This window comes from Oleomonas cavernae, from assembly GCF_003590945.1.
Lineage (GTDB): Bacteria > Pseudomonadota > Alphaproteobacteria > Zavarziniales > Zavarziniaceae > Zavarzinia > Zavarzinia cavernae.
The window spans coordinates 693,346-712,046 of record NZ_QYUK01000011.1 but is presented as its reverse complement, the minus strand read 5'-3'; the positions used below and the strand labels follow the sequence as shown (position 1 = coordinate 712,046).

General features: G+C 64.7%; 28 protein-coding genes and 2 tRNA genes. 22 read left to right on the top strand and 8 right to left on the bottom strand.

What is annotated here, in order from left to right; genetic code table 11:
* The first annotated feature begins 411 nt into the window (after nucleotides 1–411).
* The 13 genes from D3874_RS06970 to D3874_RS06915 all read left to right on the top strand — a co-directional run bounded on the left by D3874_RS06970 (nucleotide 412) and on the right by D3874_RS06915 (nucleotide 8,248).
* Entirely contained in the window at nucleotides 412–1,281 is an 870-nt protein-coding gene (locus D3874_RS06970) for a tyrosine-type recombinase/integrase (RefSeq protein WP_158595875.1), read from the top strand.
* On the top strand, nucleotides 1,242–1,685 hold the full coding sequence (locus D3874_RS06965) for a tyrosine-type recombinase/integrase (RefSeq protein ID WP_119777437.1): 444 nt from the start codon (nucleotides 1,242–1,244) through the stop codon (nucleotides 1,683–1,685). Before D3874_RS06970 ends, D3874_RS06965 begins: the two co-directional genes overlap by 40 nt.
* Nucleotides 1,682–2,212 (top strand): hypothetical protein, encoded by a 531-nt coding sequence (locus tag D3874_RS06960; protein ID WP_119777436.1) that lies wholly within the window; start codon nucleotides 1,682–1,684, stop codon nucleotides 2,210–2,212. The genes D3874_RS06965 and D3874_RS06960 overlap by 4 nt, the downstream gene beginning before the upstream one ends.
* Nucleotides 2,213–2,300: 88 nt before the next feature.
* The gene (locus tag D3874_RS06955; protein WP_119777435.1) at nucleotides 2,301–2,504 is read left to right on the top strand and encodes a helix-turn-helix transcriptional regulator; all 204 of its coding nucleotides are present in this window, start codon (nucleotides 2,301–2,303) and stop codon (nucleotides 2,502–2,504) included.
* A 185-nt stretch (nucleotides 2,505–2,689) separates the two neighbouring features.
* Nucleotides 2,690–3,568 carry a helix-turn-helix domain-containing protein gene (locus D3874_RS06950; RefSeq protein ID WP_119777434.1) on the top strand — a complete coding sequence of 293 codons (879 nt, stop codon included), beginning with the start codon at nucleotides 2,690–2,692 and terminating at the stop codon, nucleotides 3,566–3,568.
* The gene (locus D3874_RS06945) at nucleotides 3,565–4,560 is read left to right on the top strand and encodes a hypothetical protein (RefSeq protein WP_147385556.1); all 996 of its coding nucleotides are present in this window, start codon (nucleotides 3,565–3,567) and stop codon (nucleotides 4,558–4,560) included. Before D3874_RS06950 ends, D3874_RS06945 begins: the two co-directional genes overlap by 4 nt.
* Entirely contained in the window at nucleotides 4,557–4,850 is a 294-nt protein-coding gene (locus D3874_RS06940) for a hypothetical protein (RefSeq protein WP_119777432.1), read from the top strand. Before D3874_RS06945 ends, D3874_RS06940 begins: the two co-directional genes overlap by 4 nt.
* A 71-nt stretch (nucleotides 4,851–4,921) precedes the next feature.
* A complete protein-coding gene (locus D3874_RS06935) occupies nucleotides 4,922–5,914 on the top strand; it encodes a hypothetical protein (RefSeq protein ID WP_119777431.1) in 993 nt (330 codons plus the stop codon).
* Between the two features lie 12 nt (nucleotides 5,915–5,926).
* The gene (locus D3874_RS06930; protein ID WP_119777430.1) at nucleotides 5,927–6,127 is read left to right on the top strand and encodes a hypothetical protein; all 201 of its coding nucleotides are present in this window, start codon (nucleotides 5,927–5,929) and stop codon (nucleotides 6,125–6,127) included.
* Nucleotides 6,124–6,423, top strand: a complete 300-nt coding sequence (locus D3874_RS06925) for a hypothetical protein (RefSeq protein WP_119777429.1) — start codon at nucleotides 6,124–6,126, stop codon at nucleotides 6,421–6,423. The genes D3874_RS06930 and D3874_RS06925 overlap by 4 nt, the downstream gene beginning before the upstream one ends.
* Entirely contained in the window at nucleotides 6,420–6,776 is a 357-nt protein-coding gene (locus tag D3874_RS06920; RefSeq protein ID WP_119777428.1) for a hypothetical protein, read from the top strand. Before D3874_RS06925 ends, D3874_RS06920 begins: the two co-directional genes overlap by 4 nt.
* A gap of 785 nt (nucleotides 6,777–7,561) precedes the next feature.
* Nucleotides 7,562–7,768: a hypothetical protein gene (locus D3874_RS27880; RefSeq protein WP_147385555.1), complete on the top strand. Its 207-nt coding sequence runs from the start codon at nucleotides 7,562–7,564 to the stop codon at nucleotides 7,766–7,768.
* Nucleotides 7,769–8,248: a hypothetical protein gene (locus D3874_RS06915; protein WP_147385554.1), complete on the top strand. Its 480-nt coding sequence runs from the start codon at nucleotides 7,769–7,771 to the stop codon at nucleotides 8,246–8,248.
* Between the two features lie 157 nt (nucleotides 8,249–8,405).
* On the opposite strand, the gene D3874_RS06910 is transcribed toward D3874_RS06915, so the two are convergent.
* The 4 genes from D3874_RS06910 to D3874_RS06895 all read right to left on the bottom strand — a co-directional run bounded on the left by D3874_RS06910 (nucleotide 8,406) and on the right by D3874_RS06895 (nucleotide 10,566).
* Complete coding sequence (locus tag D3874_RS06910; protein WP_147385553.1) at nucleotides 8,406–8,735, bottom strand: hypothetical protein; 330 nt, start codon at nucleotides 8,733–8,735, stop codon at nucleotides 8,406–8,408.
* 482 nt (nucleotides 8,736–9,217) lie between these two features.
* A tRNA-Arg gene (locus D3874_RS06905) sits at nucleotides 9,218–9,294 on the bottom strand.
* A 7-nt stretch (nucleotides 9,295–9,301) separates the two neighbouring features.
* Complete coding sequence (locus D3874_RS06900) at nucleotides 9,302–9,595, bottom strand: ETC complex I subunit (RefSeq protein WP_119777425.1); 294 nt, start codon at nucleotides 9,593–9,595, stop codon at nucleotides 9,302–9,304.
* A 143-nt stretch (nucleotides 9,596–9,738) separates the two neighbouring features.
* On the bottom strand, nucleotides 9,739–10,566 hold the full coding sequence (locus tag D3874_RS06895) for an FkbM family methyltransferase (RefSeq protein ID WP_158595873.1): 828 nt from the start codon (nucleotides 10,564–10,566) through the stop codon (nucleotides 9,739–9,741).
* A 43-nt stretch (nucleotides 10,567–10,609) separates the two neighbouring features.
* Between D3874_RS06895 and D3874_RS06890 the strand changes: the two genes are divergently transcribed.
* The 3 genes from D3874_RS06890 (at nucleotide 10,610) to D3874_RS06880 (ending at nucleotide 13,324) form a co-directional block, all read left to right on the top strand.
* A complete protein-coding gene (locus tag D3874_RS06890; protein WP_119777423.1) occupies nucleotides 10,610–11,836 on the top strand; it encodes a DNA recombination protein RmuC in 1,227 nt (408 codons plus the stop codon).
* A 3-nt stretch (nucleotides 11,837–11,839) separates the two neighbouring features.
* Complete coding sequence (locus D3874_RS06885; RefSeq protein WP_119777422.1) at nucleotides 11,840–12,067, top strand: hypothetical protein; 228 nt, start codon at nucleotides 11,840–11,842, stop codon at nucleotides 12,065–12,067.
* Between the two features lie 69 nt (nucleotides 12,068–12,136).
* A complete protein-coding gene (locus tag D3874_RS06880) occupies nucleotides 12,137–13,324 on the top strand; it encodes an LLM class flavin-dependent oxidoreductase (protein ID WP_199698970.1) in 1,188 nt (395 codons plus the stop codon).
* A gap of 76 nt (nucleotides 13,325–13,400) precedes the next feature.
* On the opposite strand, the gene D3874_RS06875 is transcribed toward D3874_RS06880, so the two are convergent.
* Nucleotides 13,401–13,649, bottom strand: a complete 249-nt coding sequence (locus D3874_RS06875; protein WP_119777420.1) for a hypothetical protein — start codon at nucleotides 13,647–13,649, stop codon at nucleotides 13,401–13,403.
* A 121-nt stretch (nucleotides 13,650–13,770) separates the two neighbouring features.
* Here D3874_RS06875 and D3874_RS06870 point away from each other — a divergent pair, with 121 nt between their 5' ends.
* The 5 genes from D3874_RS06870 (at nucleotide 13,771) to D3874_RS06850 (ending at nucleotide 16,340) form a co-directional block, all read left to right on the top strand.
* Nucleotides 13,771–14,529, top strand: coding sequence for an MBL fold metallo-hydrolase (locus D3874_RS06870; protein ID WP_119777419.1), 759 nt, complete (start codon nucleotides 13,771–13,773; stop codon nucleotides 14,527–14,529).
* Nucleotides 14,530–14,569: 40 nt separating this feature from the next.
* On the top strand, nucleotides 14,570–14,857 hold the full coding sequence (locus D3874_RS06865) for a type II toxin-antitoxin system ParD family antitoxin (RefSeq protein ID WP_119777418.1): 288 nt from the start codon (nucleotides 14,570–14,572) through the stop codon (nucleotides 14,855–14,857).
* A complete protein-coding gene (locus D3874_RS06860) occupies nucleotides 14,850–15,164 on the top strand; it encodes a type II toxin-antitoxin system RelE/ParE family toxin (protein WP_119777417.1) in 315 nt (104 codons plus the stop codon). Before D3874_RS06865 ends, D3874_RS06860 begins: the two co-directional genes overlap by 8 nt.
* A gap of 161 nt (nucleotides 15,165–15,325) precedes the next feature.
* Nucleotides 15,326–15,772 (top strand): MerR family transcriptional regulator, encoded by a 447-nt coding sequence (locus tag D3874_RS06855; RefSeq protein ID WP_119777416.1) that lies wholly within the window; start codon nucleotides 15,326–15,328, stop codon nucleotides 15,770–15,772.
* Nucleotides 15,762–16,340, top strand: a complete 579-nt coding sequence (locus tag D3874_RS06850) for a PIN domain-containing protein (RefSeq protein WP_119777415.1) — start codon at nucleotides 15,762–15,764, stop codon at nucleotides 16,338–16,340. The genes D3874_RS06855 and D3874_RS06850 overlap by 11 nt, the downstream gene beginning before the upstream one ends.
* Before the next feature lie 118 nt (nucleotides 16,341–16,458).
* On the opposite strand, the gene D3874_RS06845 is transcribed toward D3874_RS06850, so the two are convergent.
* Nucleotides 16,459–16,535 (bottom strand) — tRNA-Pro (locus D3874_RS06845).
* A 54-nt stretch (nucleotides 16,536–16,589) separates the two neighbouring features.
* On the bottom strand, nucleotides 16,590–17,852 hold the full coding sequence (locus D3874_RS06840; RefSeq protein ID WP_119777414.1) for an NADH:flavin oxidoreductase/NADH oxidase family protein: 1,263 nt from the start codon (nucleotides 17,850–17,852) through the stop codon (nucleotides 16,590–16,592).
* Between the two features lie 71 nt (nucleotides 17,853–17,923).
* Between D3874_RS06840 and D3874_RS06835 the strand changes: the two genes are divergently transcribed.
* Complete coding sequence (locus D3874_RS06835; RefSeq protein WP_119777413.1) at nucleotides 17,924–18,340, top strand: MerR family transcriptional regulator; 417 nt, start codon at nucleotides 17,924–17,926, stop codon at nucleotides 18,338–18,340.
* Here D3874_RS06835 and D3874_RS06830 read toward each other — a convergent pair.
* Nucleotides 18,318–18,701, bottom strand: a complete 384-nt coding sequence (locus D3874_RS06830; protein ID WP_119782188.1) for a RidA family protein — start codon at nucleotides 18,699–18,701, stop codon at nucleotides 18,318–18,320. The two genes, D3874_RS06835 and D3874_RS06830, sit on opposite strands and share 23 nt — an antisense overlap.

Below are 18,701 nucleotides of genomic sequence, written 5' to 3'. Positions count from 1 at the left end.
GTTCCGGTTGCGGGGCCAGATTTGAACTGACGACCTTCAGGTCATGAGTCCGATTTCTGGCCACAAGTATTGTCCCTGGCCCCATAGTCGGCGACAAAGGCGATCACGCCCGCGCCCGTTGCGTGCCAACGCGTGCCGCCGAGCTGACTGACAGGACGGCGATATCCCGGAGACCGGCGGAAACGTTGGCGACCCCGGCAGGACTCGAACCTGCGACATCCCGCTTAGAAGTCTGTTTTCATCGATATTTGGCGCGACTGCGTGCGACACAGCGATACAGCACAAGCTGCTGTAATAGCTGAATAATTTGTCCCGTGGCGTTTCCACACGTCGCAAGGCATATCGACAAAGCGCGCGTACTGGCGTAGATATTTCCGTAGATTTTCTTTAGGCGGGATGTCGGGAGGCGCGATGCCAAAGGCTGAATTGACGGATCGGTTTTGCCAGACGGTGAAGCCCGCGGTTGGGAAACAGGTTGACCATTTTGACACCCTGGTGGCCGGGTTGTGCCTTCGCATTTCGCCTGGTGGGACCAAGACTTTTTTCCAGGTCTACACGAAACCAGGGGATGGCAAACGCGCCTGGCTGAAGCTCGGTCGATATCCCGAAATGACGCTCGCCGCCGCTCGTAAGAGGGCACGGGAGGCCCGCGGCGAGATCGGCGAGGGTGCGGACCCCATTGCGGAAAAGAAGGCTCTGGCGGCCTCGCAAACGGTCGCGGATCTGGTCGAGAATTATCTTGCCCGCCATGCCGCGACCAAGCGGTCGAGCGACGAGATTGCCCGCCGCTTGCGCAAGAACGTCGTGGCCCTGATCGGCACGGTGAAGCTTGCCGACTTCCATCGGCGAGACATCACCCGCTGCGTCGACGATGTGAAGGATCGTGGCGCCGGGATCGAGGCCAACCACGTTTTGAAGGACGTGAAGGCCATGGTCAGGTGGGCGCGCGGCCGGGGCGACCTGGATGCGAACATAGCGGAGGGCATGCGGATGCCCACCGAAGCCGTCGAGCGCGAGCGCGTGCTGACCGCCGACGAGATTCGCACCATGTGGAAGGCCCTGCCCGATGCGAACATGCGGGAATCGACCCGGCGCGTAGTCCGCCTATGCCTGATCACGGCGCAGCGGGTGGGGGAAGTCGCCGGCATGACGGTCGAGGAAATCGACTTTGACCGGGCGCTTTGGGCCTTGCCGGCCCCCGGACGAAGAACGGGCGCGACCATACGGTGCCCCTGTCCGCGATGGCCGTCGAGATCATCCAGGCGCAGCTCGCCGACGTGAAGGCCCTGGCTGCACGGAAGGGACGCGAAGACGGGCCGTGGGTATTCCCGGCGCCGGGCGGTGAATCCGCGATGGCCCGGCATGGGGCCACCGTCGCAATCTGGCGGGCAGCCGTTACCAGCGGCAAGGTGACAACGGTGCTGGGCATTCCCCACTGGACGGCCCACGACCTGCGCCGGACCGCCGCGACGCTCATGGAAGAGGCTGGCATCAGCCCGTTTGTGATCGGCCATGTGCTGAATCACGTCAGCGCGACCAAGGCGACAATCACGTCGCGGGTATACGCACGTTACACCTACGACCGGGAAAAGCGCGAGGCGCTGGACCTTTGGGCGGAGAGGCTGGCCGGAATCATAGCCGGCGCCGGCGAGGTGGTGCCGATTGGGCGGGGAACCGCGGCATGATCGGGCCGGCGCGGTTTTTGACTGTGGCAGAGGCCCGGCGAGCGGTTGACGATTGGTGGGTGAACCAGTCGAACACTGAACCGGCGAGCGATGCGGTGCGGGATCAATGGCTGATGCTTGATGTATGGCTACACGAGCTTGAGGAACTGAAAAACAAAATCCGCGAGGGGGACAAAGCCGAATTGCTGCGGGCGATGCGCATCTGCGCAGGCGCGCGGCTTGTAACACCAGAGTGGCTAGCTGTCGCGTTCATTGAAGCCTATGACTCGGTGGCGCGCCGATTTGAGGCCGGTTCGTGGGATGACATCTTTGGGAAGCCCGTCGCGAAGGGGACTCACGTGGGGAGACTTCGTGAACGCCGCCGCAAGCGGATCGAGGTCTATCGCGCGGTGAAATTGGCACTCCGGGCCGATCCACCGCCACCGGTCGACCAAAGCCTGTTCGAGCTGGTTGGGAAAGTATGCTGCGTGTCACCTTCCGTCGCGAAAGAATTATATTATAGCGTTAAAAATCAACTACTTAGATAATTCCGCCAAATTCCCGAAACTGCCGGAAATAAATCGTCGACGGATTGCCTGAACCTTCTCGCGTCACCAATCGACGCGAGAGGCAATAATGATCCATCCTGAATTGACCGACGAAGCCGGCGCCTGCCAGATCCTGGGGGGCATCCACCGGTCGAGCCTGTGGCGCGGCATCAATGCCGGCCGCCTGCCCCGCCCGCTGAAGATCGGCCCCGCCACAAACCGCTGGCGGGTGGCCGACCTGATCGCCTTCATCGATGGTGCCGCCGCCGCCCGTAACGGCAAGGCCGCGTAACGCATGGCGCTCAATGAGAAACCCGCCACCTCGGGCAAGGTGAGCGGGTTTCGGGATGCTGATCGCGCTGGCTGGCAGATCGACCCGAAGAATAAGCGCCACCCGCGCGGCAATCAAGGTCGAACCTCGACCGTCGCAGAAGGCTTGGCAATGGAAGGGGCCAGCCGGCACGGGGGCCACGACTGATGGCCACCCTGGTCGACGTGCTGCGCTATGTGCGGGCCATCATGTGCGATCGGTCCTTGAGCGCCCTCGATCGCAGGGTGGCGTTCGCCATTGTCGACCACGTCAATGAGACCCGCGGCTATGCCTGGCCTAGTCTCGATCAACTCGCCACCTGGACTGGCGCAAACCGCCGAAACGTCATCCGATCGGTCAATTCCCTCGAAGCAGGGCAGTGGTTCGCCAAGGTCACTAAAAGAGGCCATGGGGGTGGAACGCAATACCACCCAAACTGGAAAAAGGGCGGCGACAAAACCGACTTTTACGGTGCGGACGAAGCCGTCTCAATAGTGGCGCCAGCGCCACCTTTGGACGATCCCAATAGTGGCGCCAGCGCCACCTTTGAGGGGTCCAAAGGTGACGTACAGACCACCTTTGAAGGTGCCAAAGGTGGCGTACACGCCACCTTCAAAGGTGGCGCTGGCGCCACCCAAAGTCACCTATCTAAATCCCCTAGTAGAGATATCTACGAACCGGCTGCTGAAATCATCGAGCCGTCACCCTCGAAGTCTGATGATGCCTTCCTGGCATTCTGGAGCTCCTACCCGAACCAATCGGGCGAGGAAGGGGCCAAGCGCGAATTCTGGAAATTGATCCGGTCCAAGGCGGCGACTGTCCCTATCCTGATCGATGCCGCCAAGGCCTATGGCCAGGCGGTGGCCGACCGCGAACCGCAATTTATCAAAGCCCCGGCAAATTGGCTCCGCGACGGCCATTGGCGCGATCAAAACATGCCCCCCTCTTCCCCAGCCCGCCTCGCCCATGCCACCGGCAGCCGCGTCATGGACGCCGCCCGCGAGCTCTTTGCCGATCTCGACGACCGCGAAAGGAATGGTTCATGACTCGACAGGCCCCGGCCGTTGTGGCCAATCTTGACGCCCGGCGGGAAGGCAGCGGCCGGCTACCGGCGCCGCCGATAGTGCCGACACCGACGACCGACAAGCTGCGCCGGATCTTCGGTCGCTACCTCGACAATGAGACCACGCTGCCACCCCAAGAGATGGTCGAGGCGGCGCTGGCCGAGGTCGACGAAGCAAGAAAGGTCTGCCACCCGAAATATGCCCTGGTGGCGGCCACACACCTGCTTGCGGCCTATCCGCAGCGCGGCCCTGAAAACGTCAAAGGTTACCTGGCGGCCCTGGCCGAGGAATTCGAGCGGTATCCATCGCGTGTCGTCTACGACACCGTTCACGAGATCCGCCGAACCGTGAAGTTTCCTCCCTCAATAGCCGAGGTGGTCGAGGTTGCCGATCGCTTGAGCGCCCGCCGGCTCACCGACTGGTACGAGCTGCGGAAAATCCGAGATGCGATCAATGCGCAAGCCGACCGCGAACGGCAGCGCCTATTGGCCGAGGCGCAAGAGCGCGATCGGATCCGAGACTTGCAGCGGCAGCTTGTCGAGGCTTTGGGGGAGAAGGCGCCGACCCTGGAAGAGGTCGAGACCTGCAAGGCCTTCGTCTACCATTCGCGGCACATCGGCTTTTCGCAGGCTTTAGATCTTGTCAGAAACCTCGAAGCGCTGGAGCCCTGGGCAGCACTGGCATGTCGGCGCGCCGCGGTGTTTGCCCGCCTGGTGGCGCTTGAAGGGGTCACCGATGCGCAAAGGCTGGCGGTGATCCATCTGTCTGAACGCGATCTGCCCGCGGCCGTCGTCGCGGTGCGGTCGGGAGCGCTTGATCATCTGCCCCCGGGCCTTGGAACCGAGGACGGCACGAAGCCGGCCAATTGGGGCCAGGCCATGGCTTATGCAGTGTCCTCAGAGGCATGTGGCGGCGCGGCCGGTGGTGTCGGACCGGATGCCGGCGCCGGAGAGTTTGCGCGGCCCGGGCGATGACCCTGCCTGTCACTCGTGCCGATCTTCTCGCCGCGCTGGACGAGCTGCGCCGGCTGGTCCTGGCCTTGCCGGTGGACGGGCTGCCCTGTGGCGAGCCGCGCGACACCGAGGAAGGCGCCGCCGCAATCTGGATCGACGCGCGCGCCGCCGCTGAAAGGTTCGACCTGCCGGCCGACACCGTTCGCTGGTTGGCAAGAAACAAATCGCTAGGCCGACGGAACCGAGGCCGATGGGAAATCGACACCGCCGCCCTGCGCCATTACCTCTCCCGTCGCGCACGCCGCGAGTGAAACGCGAGAGGTGGTAATTTCTCACTCGCGTTTCGCCGGGCAATGTCGACCCGCAACAGGAGACCAGCACTATGGAACAATCCCCAGCCGGTGATTTCGGCCAAATCGTCAAGATGATCGCGGCCGGCGCCGCATCGTTCACCACAGCGCACGCGCTTGCAGAAGGCACCCGCGTATCTCCCCGCGCCGGCCGCATCCTCGCCAAGTCGGCCGTTGGGGCGCAGCTCGCCGATGACGCCGAATGGCACTTGGCCAGCGCCGCCTGGATCGGATCGATTCAGGAACAAAGCGCCCTGGCCCGTATCGCCGGATCCGGGATGCACAAAGTCGCGCCCCGCCAGGCGGTCGGCATCGTGGCGTCGACCCTCACGGCCGGCATCGCAGGCAACGGCTTGCCGATCCCCGTCTCGAAACTGGGGATCGATCGAAATGCCCTGGTGCCGACGACTGCCGGCGTGATCCTGGTCGTTTCCGAGGAATTGGCCCTCGATATTTCCGCCGGCGCCTCGAACTTGCTTTCCAGCGAATTGAAGGCGGCTGTCGCTCTCGCTGCGGATGATGCCTTTTTCGGCCTGACGATCGACAGCGCGACCCCCTCGACCCCCTCGACCGCGATCGACGAACCCGGCTGGCGGCGTGAACTCCGCTGGCTGCTGGACCAGGTAGGCATCGCCGGCGGCTCAAGCCCGATCTGGGTCGGCGCGCCGGACGTGGTGCGCAGGATTTCGACGCTGTCCGAAATCGGCCTCAACGTCGCGCCGGACGGTGGCGAGTTGCTGAACTGCCCCCTGGTTTCGAGCGTCGCTGTTCCCCCGGGCATCCTGCGCCTGGTCGACGCCAAGGCTATCGCCGGCTCGATCCTGCCCGTCGAAATCGACTCCAGCCGAAACGCCGACGTCCAAATGGCCGACAACCCCGTGGTCGGTGCCGCGGCCATGGTCTCGATGTTCCAGACCAATTCGGTTGCCGTGCGCGCCCTGCTGCCCTTCTGCGCCGCCCGGACGCGATCGAACGCCATCGCCGAACTGACCGCCGTCGCCTGGGGCGACGAGCTGGTGAGCTGAGGGGGCAGGACGATGACGACCGAAACTACACGATCCAAGATCGGCGCGGAGGCAGCGAGGCTGCCGGTGGACCTGGGCATCCTGTCGGACACGGCCGACCAGATCGGGGCCGCGCTGACCGCGATCCGGGCGCGGTTGGCTGCCCTGGAAGACATATCGCCGACCCGCGTGGCAGAGAAGCTCGCCGGCAAGCATGAAGGGGCAACGCGATGACGATGGACCTGCAAGAGGCATTCGACCAGGGCTTTGACGCGATCAAGGGCTACGTCGATCGGTCATTCGACGGCTTCGCCAAGCAGATCGACGCGATCCGGGCCAGGCTCGATCTCGTCGAACAAGGCGGCGTAAAATATCTCGGGACCTACCAACGCGCCTCACCCTACAAGCGGGGCAGCGTAGTCACGCACCAGGGCAGCATGTGGACCGCGTTGGCTGACGTTCCCGAGGGCGTCGTGCCCGGCATGTCCGCCTCGCTGTGGCACCTCTCCGCGAAGGGCGGGAAGGCATGAGCCCGAAATCGAAATTCGCGGCTGACCGCATCGCCCGAACCGCGCGCGATGCCCTGGCTTCGCTCGTCGCCAGGCTCAAGCGTGACGGCGCCTCGGAAGCCGATCGCGTCACCGTGGTGGACCATTTCGATGCGGTGCTGGTCGAGGCGCTGGCCTCGATGCGCGTAGGCCTTGCAGCACCAAGCGACGCCGGGCTTCATGGGCCGGTGATCGAACAAATCGAACGAGTGCCGGATGACGATGGAAACGGGGCGCTGCTGTTCGGCTACGGCCCGGCCGGCGAGACCTACACCCAGCATGTCCCGATGCTTGACTCGGTGCCCGATCCCGCCGCCTGGTACCGCGTAGGATGACGGGGGGCAGGTAGGCCCAAGATCGGCTTTGCCTACGTACCCGCGTCCCAACCGACTTGCGCATAACCCGTACAAAAAGGTTCGCGCCCCGAACTATCGTGCCGGCAACGGGGCCAGCACCCCGGGGGGGCGGATCGGTCTCAATTTCGCGATCGGCATCTGAACCCGCGTCTCCAGCATCCACACATTTTTTTCTGCGGTAGGAAATTTCGACCAGAAAGCCCGAACGGTGGAAAAACCAAGGGCCGCAGCCGAACCGCCTGCGAACCTGGTGCGAACCGACGCGCAAGCCGCCCCCTGGCTGGGCATGACCACCGGCGATCGATTTCGCAATGGGGTGCGAACTGCCGGGGTGAAGGAAGCGGGGCTGCGACACTCGCGACGCTTCGGGGGCTCGTGCCTGAAAGTGTCACAATGGGATGCCGTTTGATTTCGTGAAAATCAAAGGGTCGGCAGTGACCAGCGCGGGAAGGTGATGCAGGCTTGGGGGGATTATCTGGATGGGTTGGCTGGCGCCAACACCTAAGTCCGGAACATTCTCGCCGCCTAGAGAGTGGGCAGAGCAACAGCAGCCGCGGATCACAGATTCTCGCGCAAACCTCGGCTGAGCCGGTCGGTCCTTCTGAGGACGCGATCCGCTGCGTTCATGATGTCGTCAACGCGTTGACGGTATGCGTCAGCGATGCGTTCGCACCTGACATACAACGTATATCACTGTGCTATACACTAAGCGCTGGACTTAGCGTGTGGTTGCCACAACATATGCTTAGACAGAAAGACTCAACATGACCACGAAGCCAACCACCACCGTTACCCACGGCACCGTGTCAACGCGCCACAAGGAAACCACGGTCGTGACTTCGGCTAAGTCGCAGCCGACGGTCGTTGAGCGGCGGATGCCTGACGGTTCGCGCTACGTAATTGTAAACAGGGAGCACTTCGACGCAGCGGTTAAGAGTGCGGGCGAAGTGCTGGCCTCGTCGAGAAAATAAATGGGGGATACCGATCCCCCATACAACCGAATGTACGAACGGTTGACCGATGGCGATGATACAGACTTAACCGGGCTCGTTGCTTACGCCCTTTACAAGCAAAACAAGCGCGCCTGGATTACGGACCGGCTCGAGCGAAATTCCTTATATCCCTCTCCGCAGCAAGTCGATGAGCATGTTCAGAGCTACACGGACATGCAGATTTCAATGTTTCGGGACCGAGCCCGTGAGACTCTATTCCAGTTTGCGGACCGATTGCTTGAGCAGAATACCGAGAGTATCAAGCAAGAAGCCCGCGGCGAGGCCATTGTTCAAGAGGTGAAGCGTCAAGGTGGCTTCTGGCGTACCGTAGGCGTCAATGCCATGGCCGGCGCGGTGATCGGCCTTGCGGTGGTCGTGATATACGTCCTGGCATACTCGAACCCGAACATCCGGGACTTCTTCGAGCGACATTCACCTACTACTCAAGTCGTTCAATAGGCCGCTTCCAGGCGTCCTTTTTGTTTGCAACCGATTGCAGTTCGCGGCAGTGACGGCCTTCCACGCGGCGCCGATCGGGTGTGCGGTTCTGCCTGCCAAGGGTGTGATCCAAGGCGACGGCCATGCGAGCCGGATCGGGATGGCCATCTCACCATGATCACCGCTCGCACCTGACACGAACGATCCACTGCCCCTTAGGTGATTCGGTCGCCCATTTTCCAAGAGAAAGGTAGGTTTCCTGCACGATCTTCGTCGAGCGGCATTCACCCGCCAGATATTTGTCGATCAGCACCTTGCGGTCCGCAGCATTGTCGCCGTCGAATCCTATGTCCGCGACGTTCTTGATGTAGAACTTGTAGTCGTGGTCAGGGCGGTCCGCCTCGAAAACATGGACGTCGCCGGATCGCTCCATGACGGTTGCGTGCATTTCTGAGCCGGCGCAGCCAGCCAATCCGGCCACCATCACGGCCACAAAACCAAACCTCATTACCGCCCCCATCATTGCCCGCCAGGATTGTTCCCCCTGCCGGCTAGTGGCGTCAATGCTGGGTCGATGCCCTCGACGGCTGACGGCTGGCGGTTCGGCCATGGCGCCAAGCGCGATCCGGCGGCTGAAGTGGGATGATCTCAAGGCCGGGCAGAAATCGAAGAGGCCGGCGACGCCCGAAATGGGAAGGCGCAGACCGCCACGGACGATCCGTTGGCACAACCCGGCCCGTCGCCGGCCCCCGCCGTGAGAATATCCGCGCCCGCCTCGCTGGCGTCAATTTCGACGATCCGGCCCGATCAAACGTTGATTTCGCCAAGTGAAATTCAAAGGGAAATCAAACGAGCGTGCCCAGGCGGCCGCGGTCTCGGGGGCAAACTCGCCGGTGGCCTGCATCGCGGCAAGCAACTCTAGTTTCCGTAGATATACCGTAGATTTCCGCTTTCCCGCCCCTCGCCCGCTTCCCTAACCCGTTGAAAACATGGCGACCCCGGCAGGACTCGAACCTGCGACATCCCGCTTAGAAGGCGGGTGCTCTATCCGGCTGAGCTACGGGGCCGTGGCGGTCAGCGAATGCGCGTGAAGCTGAAATTGTCGGCGTAGGTCTTGATCTTCGGGGTGACGGCCTTGGGCTCCTGCACCTCGAAGGGGATGCGGTTGCGGTCGCAATAGGCGATGGCCGCTTCCTTGTCCTCGAAGCGCATCACCACTTCGCCGTTCATGTCGGTGGTGCCGGTCCAGCCCATCAGCGGGTCGACCCGGCGGATCGCCGCCGGCTCGAACTCCAGAACCCAGCGGCGGCTGTTCGCCCGGCCCGACTGCATCGCGTTCCTGGTCGGCAGATAGATCCGGGCCAACATCTCTCGCTCACTCCTCGACGCGCCGCAACGCATTTCGCCTTGTGCGGAAACATGATCCGAACCCCCCGTCGGCGTCAACACCCGCCCTCGCCGCGCGGTGCAGCCGATCGCCTCATGCGGGCCACCGGGCAACACGCGGCCCGTCAGCGCAGGGCATAGACATTGTGGACGTCGAAGGGCCGCTGCAATTCTTCCTGGTCGACGGTGATGCGCGAGAAGCCCCGGTTGGCCAAGGCCTCGCGCACCCGCCCCAGCCTGCCGTCGACATCATGAACCTCGACCACGACGGAGCGGATCAGCGGCCAATGGCGATCCTCGATCCCTGCCAGGACCAGCCACTCCGCCCCCTCGACATCGATCTTCAGCAGATCGATGGTGGGCAGCCCCTCGCGTTCGATGACGGCGGACAGCGTCGTCAAGGGGCTGCGCAGCTTCCGTCCCCTGAGATATTCGCGGCCGACGGCGCCCCTGAGCATCGCGCGCATGAATTTCCGGGGAATCCAGCGAACCCACCGCGGCACCAGATATGTCAACTCCCCCTTGTCCTGAGGGTCGTACAGGATGTCCAGCGTGCCCCTGATCTGCGCCGGCTTGAACTGCATGACCTCAAGGGACGACATCGACGGGCTGTGGGGCCGGTAGAAGAAGTCGACCTCCCCCTCCCGGTCCCCCATCGCGGCCTTCAGGCATTTTGCCGACGCGTCGGGGAAATTCCGCCTGAGGTTGTCGGCGAGTCGCCTGAACAAGGGCGGGGCGGGTTCGCAGCAAACGAGCGAGGCCCGGCCCTGTGTGCGCAGCAGGACCTCCAGCGCGAACATGCCGATATTGGCCCCCACATCGACGACGACGTCGCCCGGATGGACGGCGATGCCGTGGCTGAAATAGTGCAGGACCTGCAGGTGCATCGCCATGGCCTGCCGTGGCGGCCGGGCCCGGATCTCGCTGCCGGTGATCAATTTGATGGGGCGCATGGTCGATTGCCGGGACCGCTCAACTCGTGTAGCCAATCGTCGCATGCCGATTACCCTGTCGCCAACCGACCTCCTCATCATTGCCATCGCCCTGATCGCGCTCGTTGTCGGGGTCTTCGCCCTGGTGCGCCCGCGTAACGCCGCCGACCCCGCCCTGGCCGCCCGGCTGGAGGGCATGGAACGGGCGCAGGAGCGCCTGGAACGCACCCTGCGCGAGGAACTGTCGCTGAACCGCCAGGAGGGCAGCGCCGGGTTCAAGGGCTTCGGCGATACCCTGTCGGCCCGGCTGGACGGCCTGGCGCAAGGGCTGGACAGCCGCTTTGCGCAGCTTGCCGCCGATTCCGCGGTGAAACTGGAAGAGATGCGCCGCACCGTGGACGAGCGCCTGCAAGGCACCCTGGAACAGCGCCTGGGCGAATCCTTCAAGCTGGTGTCCGACCGGCTGGAACAGGTCCATCGCGGCCTGGGCGAGATGCAGAACCTGGCGGCCGGGGTGGGCGACCTGAAGCGCGTGCTGACCAACGTCAAATCCCGCGGCACCTGGGGCGAAATGCAACTGGACGCCCTGCTGGCCCAGATCATGACCGCCGACCAGTACCTGGCCAATGTCGCCACCATCGAGGGCCGCGCCGAGCGGGTGGAATTCGTCATCCGCCTGCCCGGCCACGACGTGGGCGAGGAAGTCTGGCTGCCGATCGACGCCAAGTTCCCGCGCGAGGATTACGAGCGCCTGGTGGAGGCCGCCGACCGCGCCGATGTCGAAGGCGTGGAGGCCGCAGGCAAGGCGCTGGAGATCCGCCTCAAGGGCTTTGCCAGGGATATCCGCGACAAATACCTGAACCCGCCGCGCACGACCGATTTCGCGGTGATGTTCCTGCCGACCGAAGGCCTTTATGCCGAGGCGCTGCGCCGGCCGGGCCTGATCGACGTGCTGCAGCGGGAATACCGGGTGGTGCCGGCCGGGCCGACCACCCTGGCCGCCCTGCTCAACAGCCTGCAGATGGGTTTCCGGACGCTGGCGATCGAAAAACGCTCGAGCGAGGTCTGGCTGCTGCTGGGCGCGGTGAAGACGGAATTCGCCAAATACGGCGAGGTCCTGGACAAGGTTCAGCGCAAACTGAACGAGGCCAGCGAGCAGATCGACAAGGTCGCCGTGCGCAAGCGCGCCATCGACCGGCGGCTGCGGCAGGTCCAGGGTCTCGACGCGGTCGAAACCGCCCGGCTGATCGAGGTGGGGGAAGCCGTCGAGGCCGACGACGAGGAGGGCTGAGCCATGGGACGCATCGTCATCATCGCCGCGCTGGTTTCCTTAGGCGTCCTCGGCGCAGCCGCCGTCGGCGCCTGGATCGCCAAGCGCCAGGGCCGCCTCGAAGGCCCGTCGCGCCGCCTGCCCGTCGTCCTGGCCCGGAAGGCCGGCGACAGCGGCCTGTGGACCGGCATCGGCATCCTGGTGGCGCTGATCGTGATCGGCTTCCTGATCAAATCTCCTACCCAGGGGTAAAGCGAAACCTTTCCTTCAAAATGACAGTCTGTCAGACTGGGCCGCCGCCGATCATAAGAAGGAAAAGAAATGAGCGCGCCTGCCGAGCAGCCTTTGCCCCCGATGCGCAACGGCATCTTCCTGGCCCCGTTCCACGCGCTGGACCAGGATCCGACCGAGGCCCTGCACCGCGACCTTGAACTGATCGAGCACCTGGACCGCCTGGGCTATGAAGAGGCCTGGATCGGCGAGCATCATTCGGCCGGCTTCGAGATCATCGCCAGCCCCGAACTGTTCATCGCCGCCGCGGCCGAGCGCACCAGGCGCATCCGCCTTGGCACCGGGGTGGTCTCCCTGCCCTATCACAACCCGCTGATGACCGCGAACCGCATCATCCAGCTCGACCACATGACCCGGGGCCGGGTCATGTTCGGCGTCGGGCCGGGCCTGCTGCCGTCGGATGCCATGATGCTGGGCATCGATCCCATGACCCAGCGCGACCGGATGATGGAAGGGCTTGCCGTCATCCTGCGCCTGTTCAGGGGCGAGGTGGTGACCGAGCAGAGCGACTGGTTCAACCTGGTCAACGCCCGCACCCACCTGCTGCCCTATACCAGGCCGCACCCGGAAATGGCGGTGGCCAGCGCGGTCAGCCCGTCGGGCGGGCGGGCCGCCGGCAAATACGGCTTTGGGATGCTATGCGTGGCAGCGACCGCGGCCGACGGCTTCGACGCCCTGGCGACCAACTGGCAGATCGCCTGCCAGATCGCGCAGGAGGATGGCCGCACCATGGACCGCAACGGCCTGCGCCTGGTCGGCCCGGTCCATATTGCCCCGACGCGCGAACAGGCACGGGCGAATGTTCAATGGGGCCTGCACAAGTGGCTGGAATATTTCGCCCGGCTGAACCCGCTCAGCCCCCGCACGCCCGAGGGCATGGACCCGATCGATGCCATGATCGCCACCGGCCAGGCGGTGATCGGCACGCCCGACGATGCCATCGCCCAGATCCATCGCCTCCAGGCCAAGCAGGGCCATTTCGGCGCCTTCCTGCAACTGGCCCACAACTGGGCGAGCTTCGACCACACGATCAAATCCTACGCGCTGTGGGCCGAGCATGTGGCCCCCGTCTTCAAGCACGCCAATGCGAGCCGCCAGGCGTCCTACGACTGGACCATGAGCAACGCCAACGAATTCATCGGTAAGGCCATGATGGCGGCCGGCGCCATGATCCAGCGCCACGCCGACGAGCAGGCTGCCAAGGCGGCCGCCTCATGACCAGATGAAGGCAGCCGCCAGGGTTGTCGCAAGACGCGGCCATCGTCGCGCCCTTCCGGCGCCCGAGCGGCTGCGCCTAGCGCTTCCAGACCGGCCGGCCCGCGTCGATATCGCGGTCGGAGGTAACACCACCAATAACGGCGCCGCCGAGGCCGCCGATCAAGACACCCGTGCCGATGCTGCCGCCGGTCACCGCTGCCGTGCCCGCGCCGAGGCCGGCGCCAATGAGGCCGCCGCTGATCGCACGATCGGTTGGCGACGAGCCGCAGCCGGCCACGCTCACGGCCAGAAGGCCGGCCGCGCAAATGCCGATAAGGTTTCTCATCGTCCTTCTCCTCGAATAGAGGACATGCTGTATAAACGAAGAAGTCCGCGGGCAGGTTCCCGGCGGGGCGATCTCGCCCGGATGCCGAAGGACCGGCATTGCCCGGGGCGCAGAGGACGGCATGGAACGGGTAGCGGCCGGACAATGGTACGAGACACGGCGCATGGGCGACGACGTCACCCATATCGGCGAGCCGTTCATCAAGGAATTCTACCGTTGCAACATCTGGCATGTGCGCGGCCGCGACCGCGACCTGCTGGTCGATTCCGGCATGGGCGTGGTCAGCCTGCGCGCCCATGTCCCCCTGGTCAGCGAGAAGCCGTGCCTGGCGGTGGCCAGCCACACCCATTTCGACCATATCGGCGCCCATCACGAATTCGACTGCTGCCTGGTCCACGCCGCCGAAGCCGAGCTGCTGATGCGGCCCAGCCGCGCCGGCACGCTGGCCGACCTCTACGTGACCGACGACATCTTCACCAGGCTGCCGCCCGCCCCTTACGAGAGCCGGGAATACCGCGTCACCGGCGTCGTCGCCCCGCGCCTGATCGAGGACGGCGACGTGATCGACCTGGGCGACCGCCACTTCACGGTGATTCACACGCCCGGCCATTCGCCGGGCGGCATCGCCCTGTTCGAGGCCGCGAGCGGCATCCTGTTTTCAGGCGATATCGTCTATGACGGCCCGCTGGTCGAAGACACCTATCATGCGAACCCAGGTGATTACATCGCCAGCATGCGCCGCCTGCTGGAACTGCCCGTGCGCCTGGTTCACGGCGGCCATTTCGCCAGCTACGGCGGCGAACGCCACCGCGCGCTGATCACCGCCTGGCTGCGCGACAAAGGGGCTTTAAGCCGGCTCCGCATCCCCCCGATGGCATGAAGTAATACTTAATGCTATTGTGTGGCCCTGGAGGTTCCCCATGCGGCATGTCGAACGATTGAGCATCACCCTGCCGGCCGAGATGGCGCGCTTGATCCGCACGCAGGTCGAAGAGGGCCGGTATGCCTCGAACAGCGAGGTCATCCGCGAGGCCATGCGGGCCTGGCAGGAACAGGAGCAAACCCGGGTGCAGCGCCTGGCTGCCATTCGCGCGAAAATCGCCGAGGCGGACGCCGACCCCCGCCCGTCATTGACGGAGGAAGAGGTTGACCGCCATTTCGAGGAACGGCTCGCCCAATCGCTGAGCGCACAAGGGAAGCATGCGTAGGCTTGTCTACCGATCGGCCGCGCTTGGTGATCTCGATGGCATCTACGACCTTATCGAACCGGACAACCCGCGGCGGGCCCTGAGCTTCGTCCAGGATATCCGGCAGCGCTGCCGCACCCTGTGCACCCATCCGCATCTGGGTCCCGCCCGTAACGATCTCAGCGCCGGCATTCGCACCTATCCCATGTTCGGCCGGGTGGTGGTTGCCTACCGGGTGACGGAGGAGGCGATCGTCATCACCCGCGTTTTCTACGGCGGACAGGATTACGAAACCCTCCTGCGCCATGAGGACAGCACTGCTCCATGAGCGGTAGGCCTGGGCGCGCCGATGGCGCCAAACCGCTCCAAAAAACCAGACAAATCGTCTGCTACATAAGCCGAACATATCATTCGCTACGGGCTGTGGATTTTCAGTTATTGCAGTTGTGGGCCACTCACACTAAGCTTGCTGACCAAGGAGGCATCGCCATGGCCAGCCAGATCATCCACTTCGCCGGATTGTCGGATCGTGACCGCAAGGCCGCCTCCCCACTGCCGAAACTGGCGGCCGGGGACCGGCTGGAACTGCATGTCCGAGGCGAAGGCGGCAAGGAACAGACGCTCTTGATTCCGCCTTCCGCCACCGCAGCGGTCGAGGCGCTCCTGGCCCATATGCTGCGCGGCGAGCGCGTCGCCGTGCTGGCCGAGGATCAGGAACTCAGCCCGACCGAAGCATCCGCCATTCTGGGCATCTCGCGGCCGCTCGTTGTCTTGCGCATGGATCGAGGCGACCTGCCGTTCCGCTATGTCGGCAAGCACCGCCGCTCCCTCCTCCGGGACGTGCTGGCGCTGAAGGCCGAGCTCGACACCCGGCAGGTGGCGATCGACGCGCTGGCCGAGGACACAGAGGATCTCATTCAGCACCATGGCCTATGAACCGCCCGTCGCGGTCTATGATGCCTGCGTGCTCTACCCGTTCCATCTGCGAAACGTCCTCATTCAATGCGCCTTCGACGGTTTGGTCGCCGCCCGGTGGACTGACGACATTCATGCCGAATGGATTCGCAACCTCGCCGCCAATGCGCCTGCAACGCCCATCGCCCGCCTGGAAGCGACCCGCGACCGGATGAAAGCGGCCCTGCCCGAGGCCGATGTAGCGGACTATCGGCCCCTGATCGCGGACCTCCACCTGCCCGATCCAGACGATCGGCATGTGCTTGCGGCGGCCATCGCAGGAAAGGCCTCCGTCATCGTTACGCTGAACCTCAAGGATCTCCCGGCCAAAGACCTCCTCCCTTACGGCATAACCAGCGTGTCGCCGGACAGCTTCCTGAGCGGTCTCTATGCCACCTCTCCCGACGCACTGATTTCCAGCGTCGGCAATGCCCGACACAATTTACGCAAGACCACGCCATCGGTTGAAGCGTTCGTGGATGCTCTCGACCGCCAGGGTTTGAAGGCATTCTCGGCCCTACTTCGCCGGCACACCTCCCGACCAGACTGACCTTCCCGATACCAGGCCGGTGATTGGAAAGGTGCCCTCCCATGCCCCCTTAGCGCAAGAGTTCCTGCCGGGCTCCCCGTGACGGGGTGAGGATCGGGAGAGAGGCTTCCAGGTTAATTGGTCGGGGCGACAAGATTCGAACTTGCGACTTCTTGCTCCCAAAGCAAGCGCTCTACCAGGCTGAGCTACGCCCCGAAGCCCCCTCCCATACACGAGGGCGGGGTCCGGTTCAAGGAATGGCCGGGGTTTTCAGGCCCGTGCCTGCATCCAGGCGCGATAGCGGGCGGCGCGCTTGCGGGTGCGCCATTGATCCCCGATCAGGGTCAGCAGGGGCGAGAGGCGGGTGCTGGGCGCGCGGCCACGGCCCAGGCGATACAATTGCGCCTTGGCGATCGCCATGACTGCCAGGCCGCTCAACGACTTGTTGCGCCAGCCGACCTCCGGCAGGGTGACATCGAGCGCCGCGCCGTCGCGCCACTTGTTGGGCAGGTCGGGTTCGAAGGCCATGGCCCGGGCCAGGCCCAGCATGGCGACGCCGGCCAGGTTGCCTTTGGTGGACAGAGCTTCCTGTGCCACCGAACGGCGGCGCACGCCGCCGGTGACCATGATCGGCATGGCCGCGATCGCGGCGATGTCGCGGGCGAAATCGATGAAATAGGCCTCGCGGGCGCCGGTGCTGCCGTGCTGGGGCGCGCCCTGCATGGCCGGGCTTTCGTAGGAGCCGCCCGACAGTTCGACCAGATCGACGGCCATGCCGTTCAGCCATTCGACCACCTGCGCCGCATCCGCCGCCTCGAAGCCGCCACGCTGGAAATCGGCGGAGTTCAATTTCACCGAGACGCAGAAGCCGGGCGCGACCCGCGCCCGCACCGCCCGCACGATATCCAGCAGCAGCCGCGCCCGATTCTCCAGGCTGCCGCCCCACAGGTCGCTGCGCCGGTTGGTCAGCGGCGAGAGGAACTGGCTGACCAGATAGCCGTGGGCGGCATGGATCTGCACGCCGGTGAAGCCCGCACGCTCGGCCAGGGCGGCCGTGTTGGCGAAGCGTTCGACCACCTCGGCGATCTCGGCCGGGGTCAGGGCCCGCGGCTGGGCGAACATCTTGGAGAAACGGCCCAGATCGACGGGCACGGCCGAGGGCGCCACCGCCTCCTGGCCCATGGCGACGGCCAGTTGCCGGCCGGGATGATTGATCTGCATCCAGACCTGCGCGCCGCCCAGTCGCGCGGCCCGGGCCCAGGTCTGGAACTGGCCGATCGCATGGTCGTCCTCCAGCACCAGGCCGCCCGGGCCGGTCAAGGCGCGGGCATCGATCATGACATTGCCGGTCAGGATCAGGCCCGCCCCGCCCCGCGCCCACCGCTCGTAGAGACGGACCAGGGCGGGACCGGGCACCTGGCCTTCGTCGGCCATGTTTTCCTCCATCGCCGCCTTGCACAGGCGATTGGGAATGACGGCGCCATTGGGCAGGGCAAGGGGTGAAAACAGGTCGGGAGCAGCGGTGGCGGACATTGGCGATTGACCTCGGGAACCGATCGATGGATGCTTCTACACCTTCAACCTAAGTTTAAGGTCAAGCGGTAATGAAGATCGGCGACCTAGCCAAGGCGACGGGGCTTTCCACCTCGCGCATCCGCTTCTACGAGGCCCACGGCGTGATCGCGCCGGCCGCCCGCGCGGCCAACGGCTATCGCGACTACCCGGAGTCGATGGTCGAGTTGCTTCTGTTCCTGACCCAGGCTCAGGCGCTGGGCTTTTCGTTGGCCGAGATCAAGGCCAGCGGCCGGGGTGGCAGCGCCTTGCCCAGTTGCACCGACGCCAGGGCCCTGCTGCGCCAGAAGCTGGCCGAGGTCGACGCCCATCTGGCCCAGGTGACCGCCTTGCGCGCGAAACTGGCGGACATGCTGGACAATCTCCATCCCGAGAGGGTCGCGCGCGCAGGCGGCGGCGTAGCCCTGGCGGCGTTGCCGGCGGGGATCAGCTCGCCTTCAGGGCCGTAACCTCGATCTCGATCTTCATGCGGGGATCGGCGAGGCCGGTGGCCAGCATGGTCGCGGCGGGGCGGACGGTGCCGAACCAGCGTTGCAGGATCGGCCAGCAGGCGGGAAAATCCTGCGGGTCGGGCAAGTAGTAGTGGACGCGGACCACATCGGCCATAGTGGCCCCCGCCTCCTTCAGCGCGGCATCGATGTTGCGCATCACCTGTTCGCACTGGATGGCGACATCGTCACCGATGGTCATGGTCGCATAGTCGAAGCCGGTGGTGCCGGAGACGAAGACCCAGTCGCCCTGGACCACCGCGCGGGAATAGCCGATCTGGGCCTCGAAAGTCGAACCAGACGAGATCAGGCGCCGTGTCAT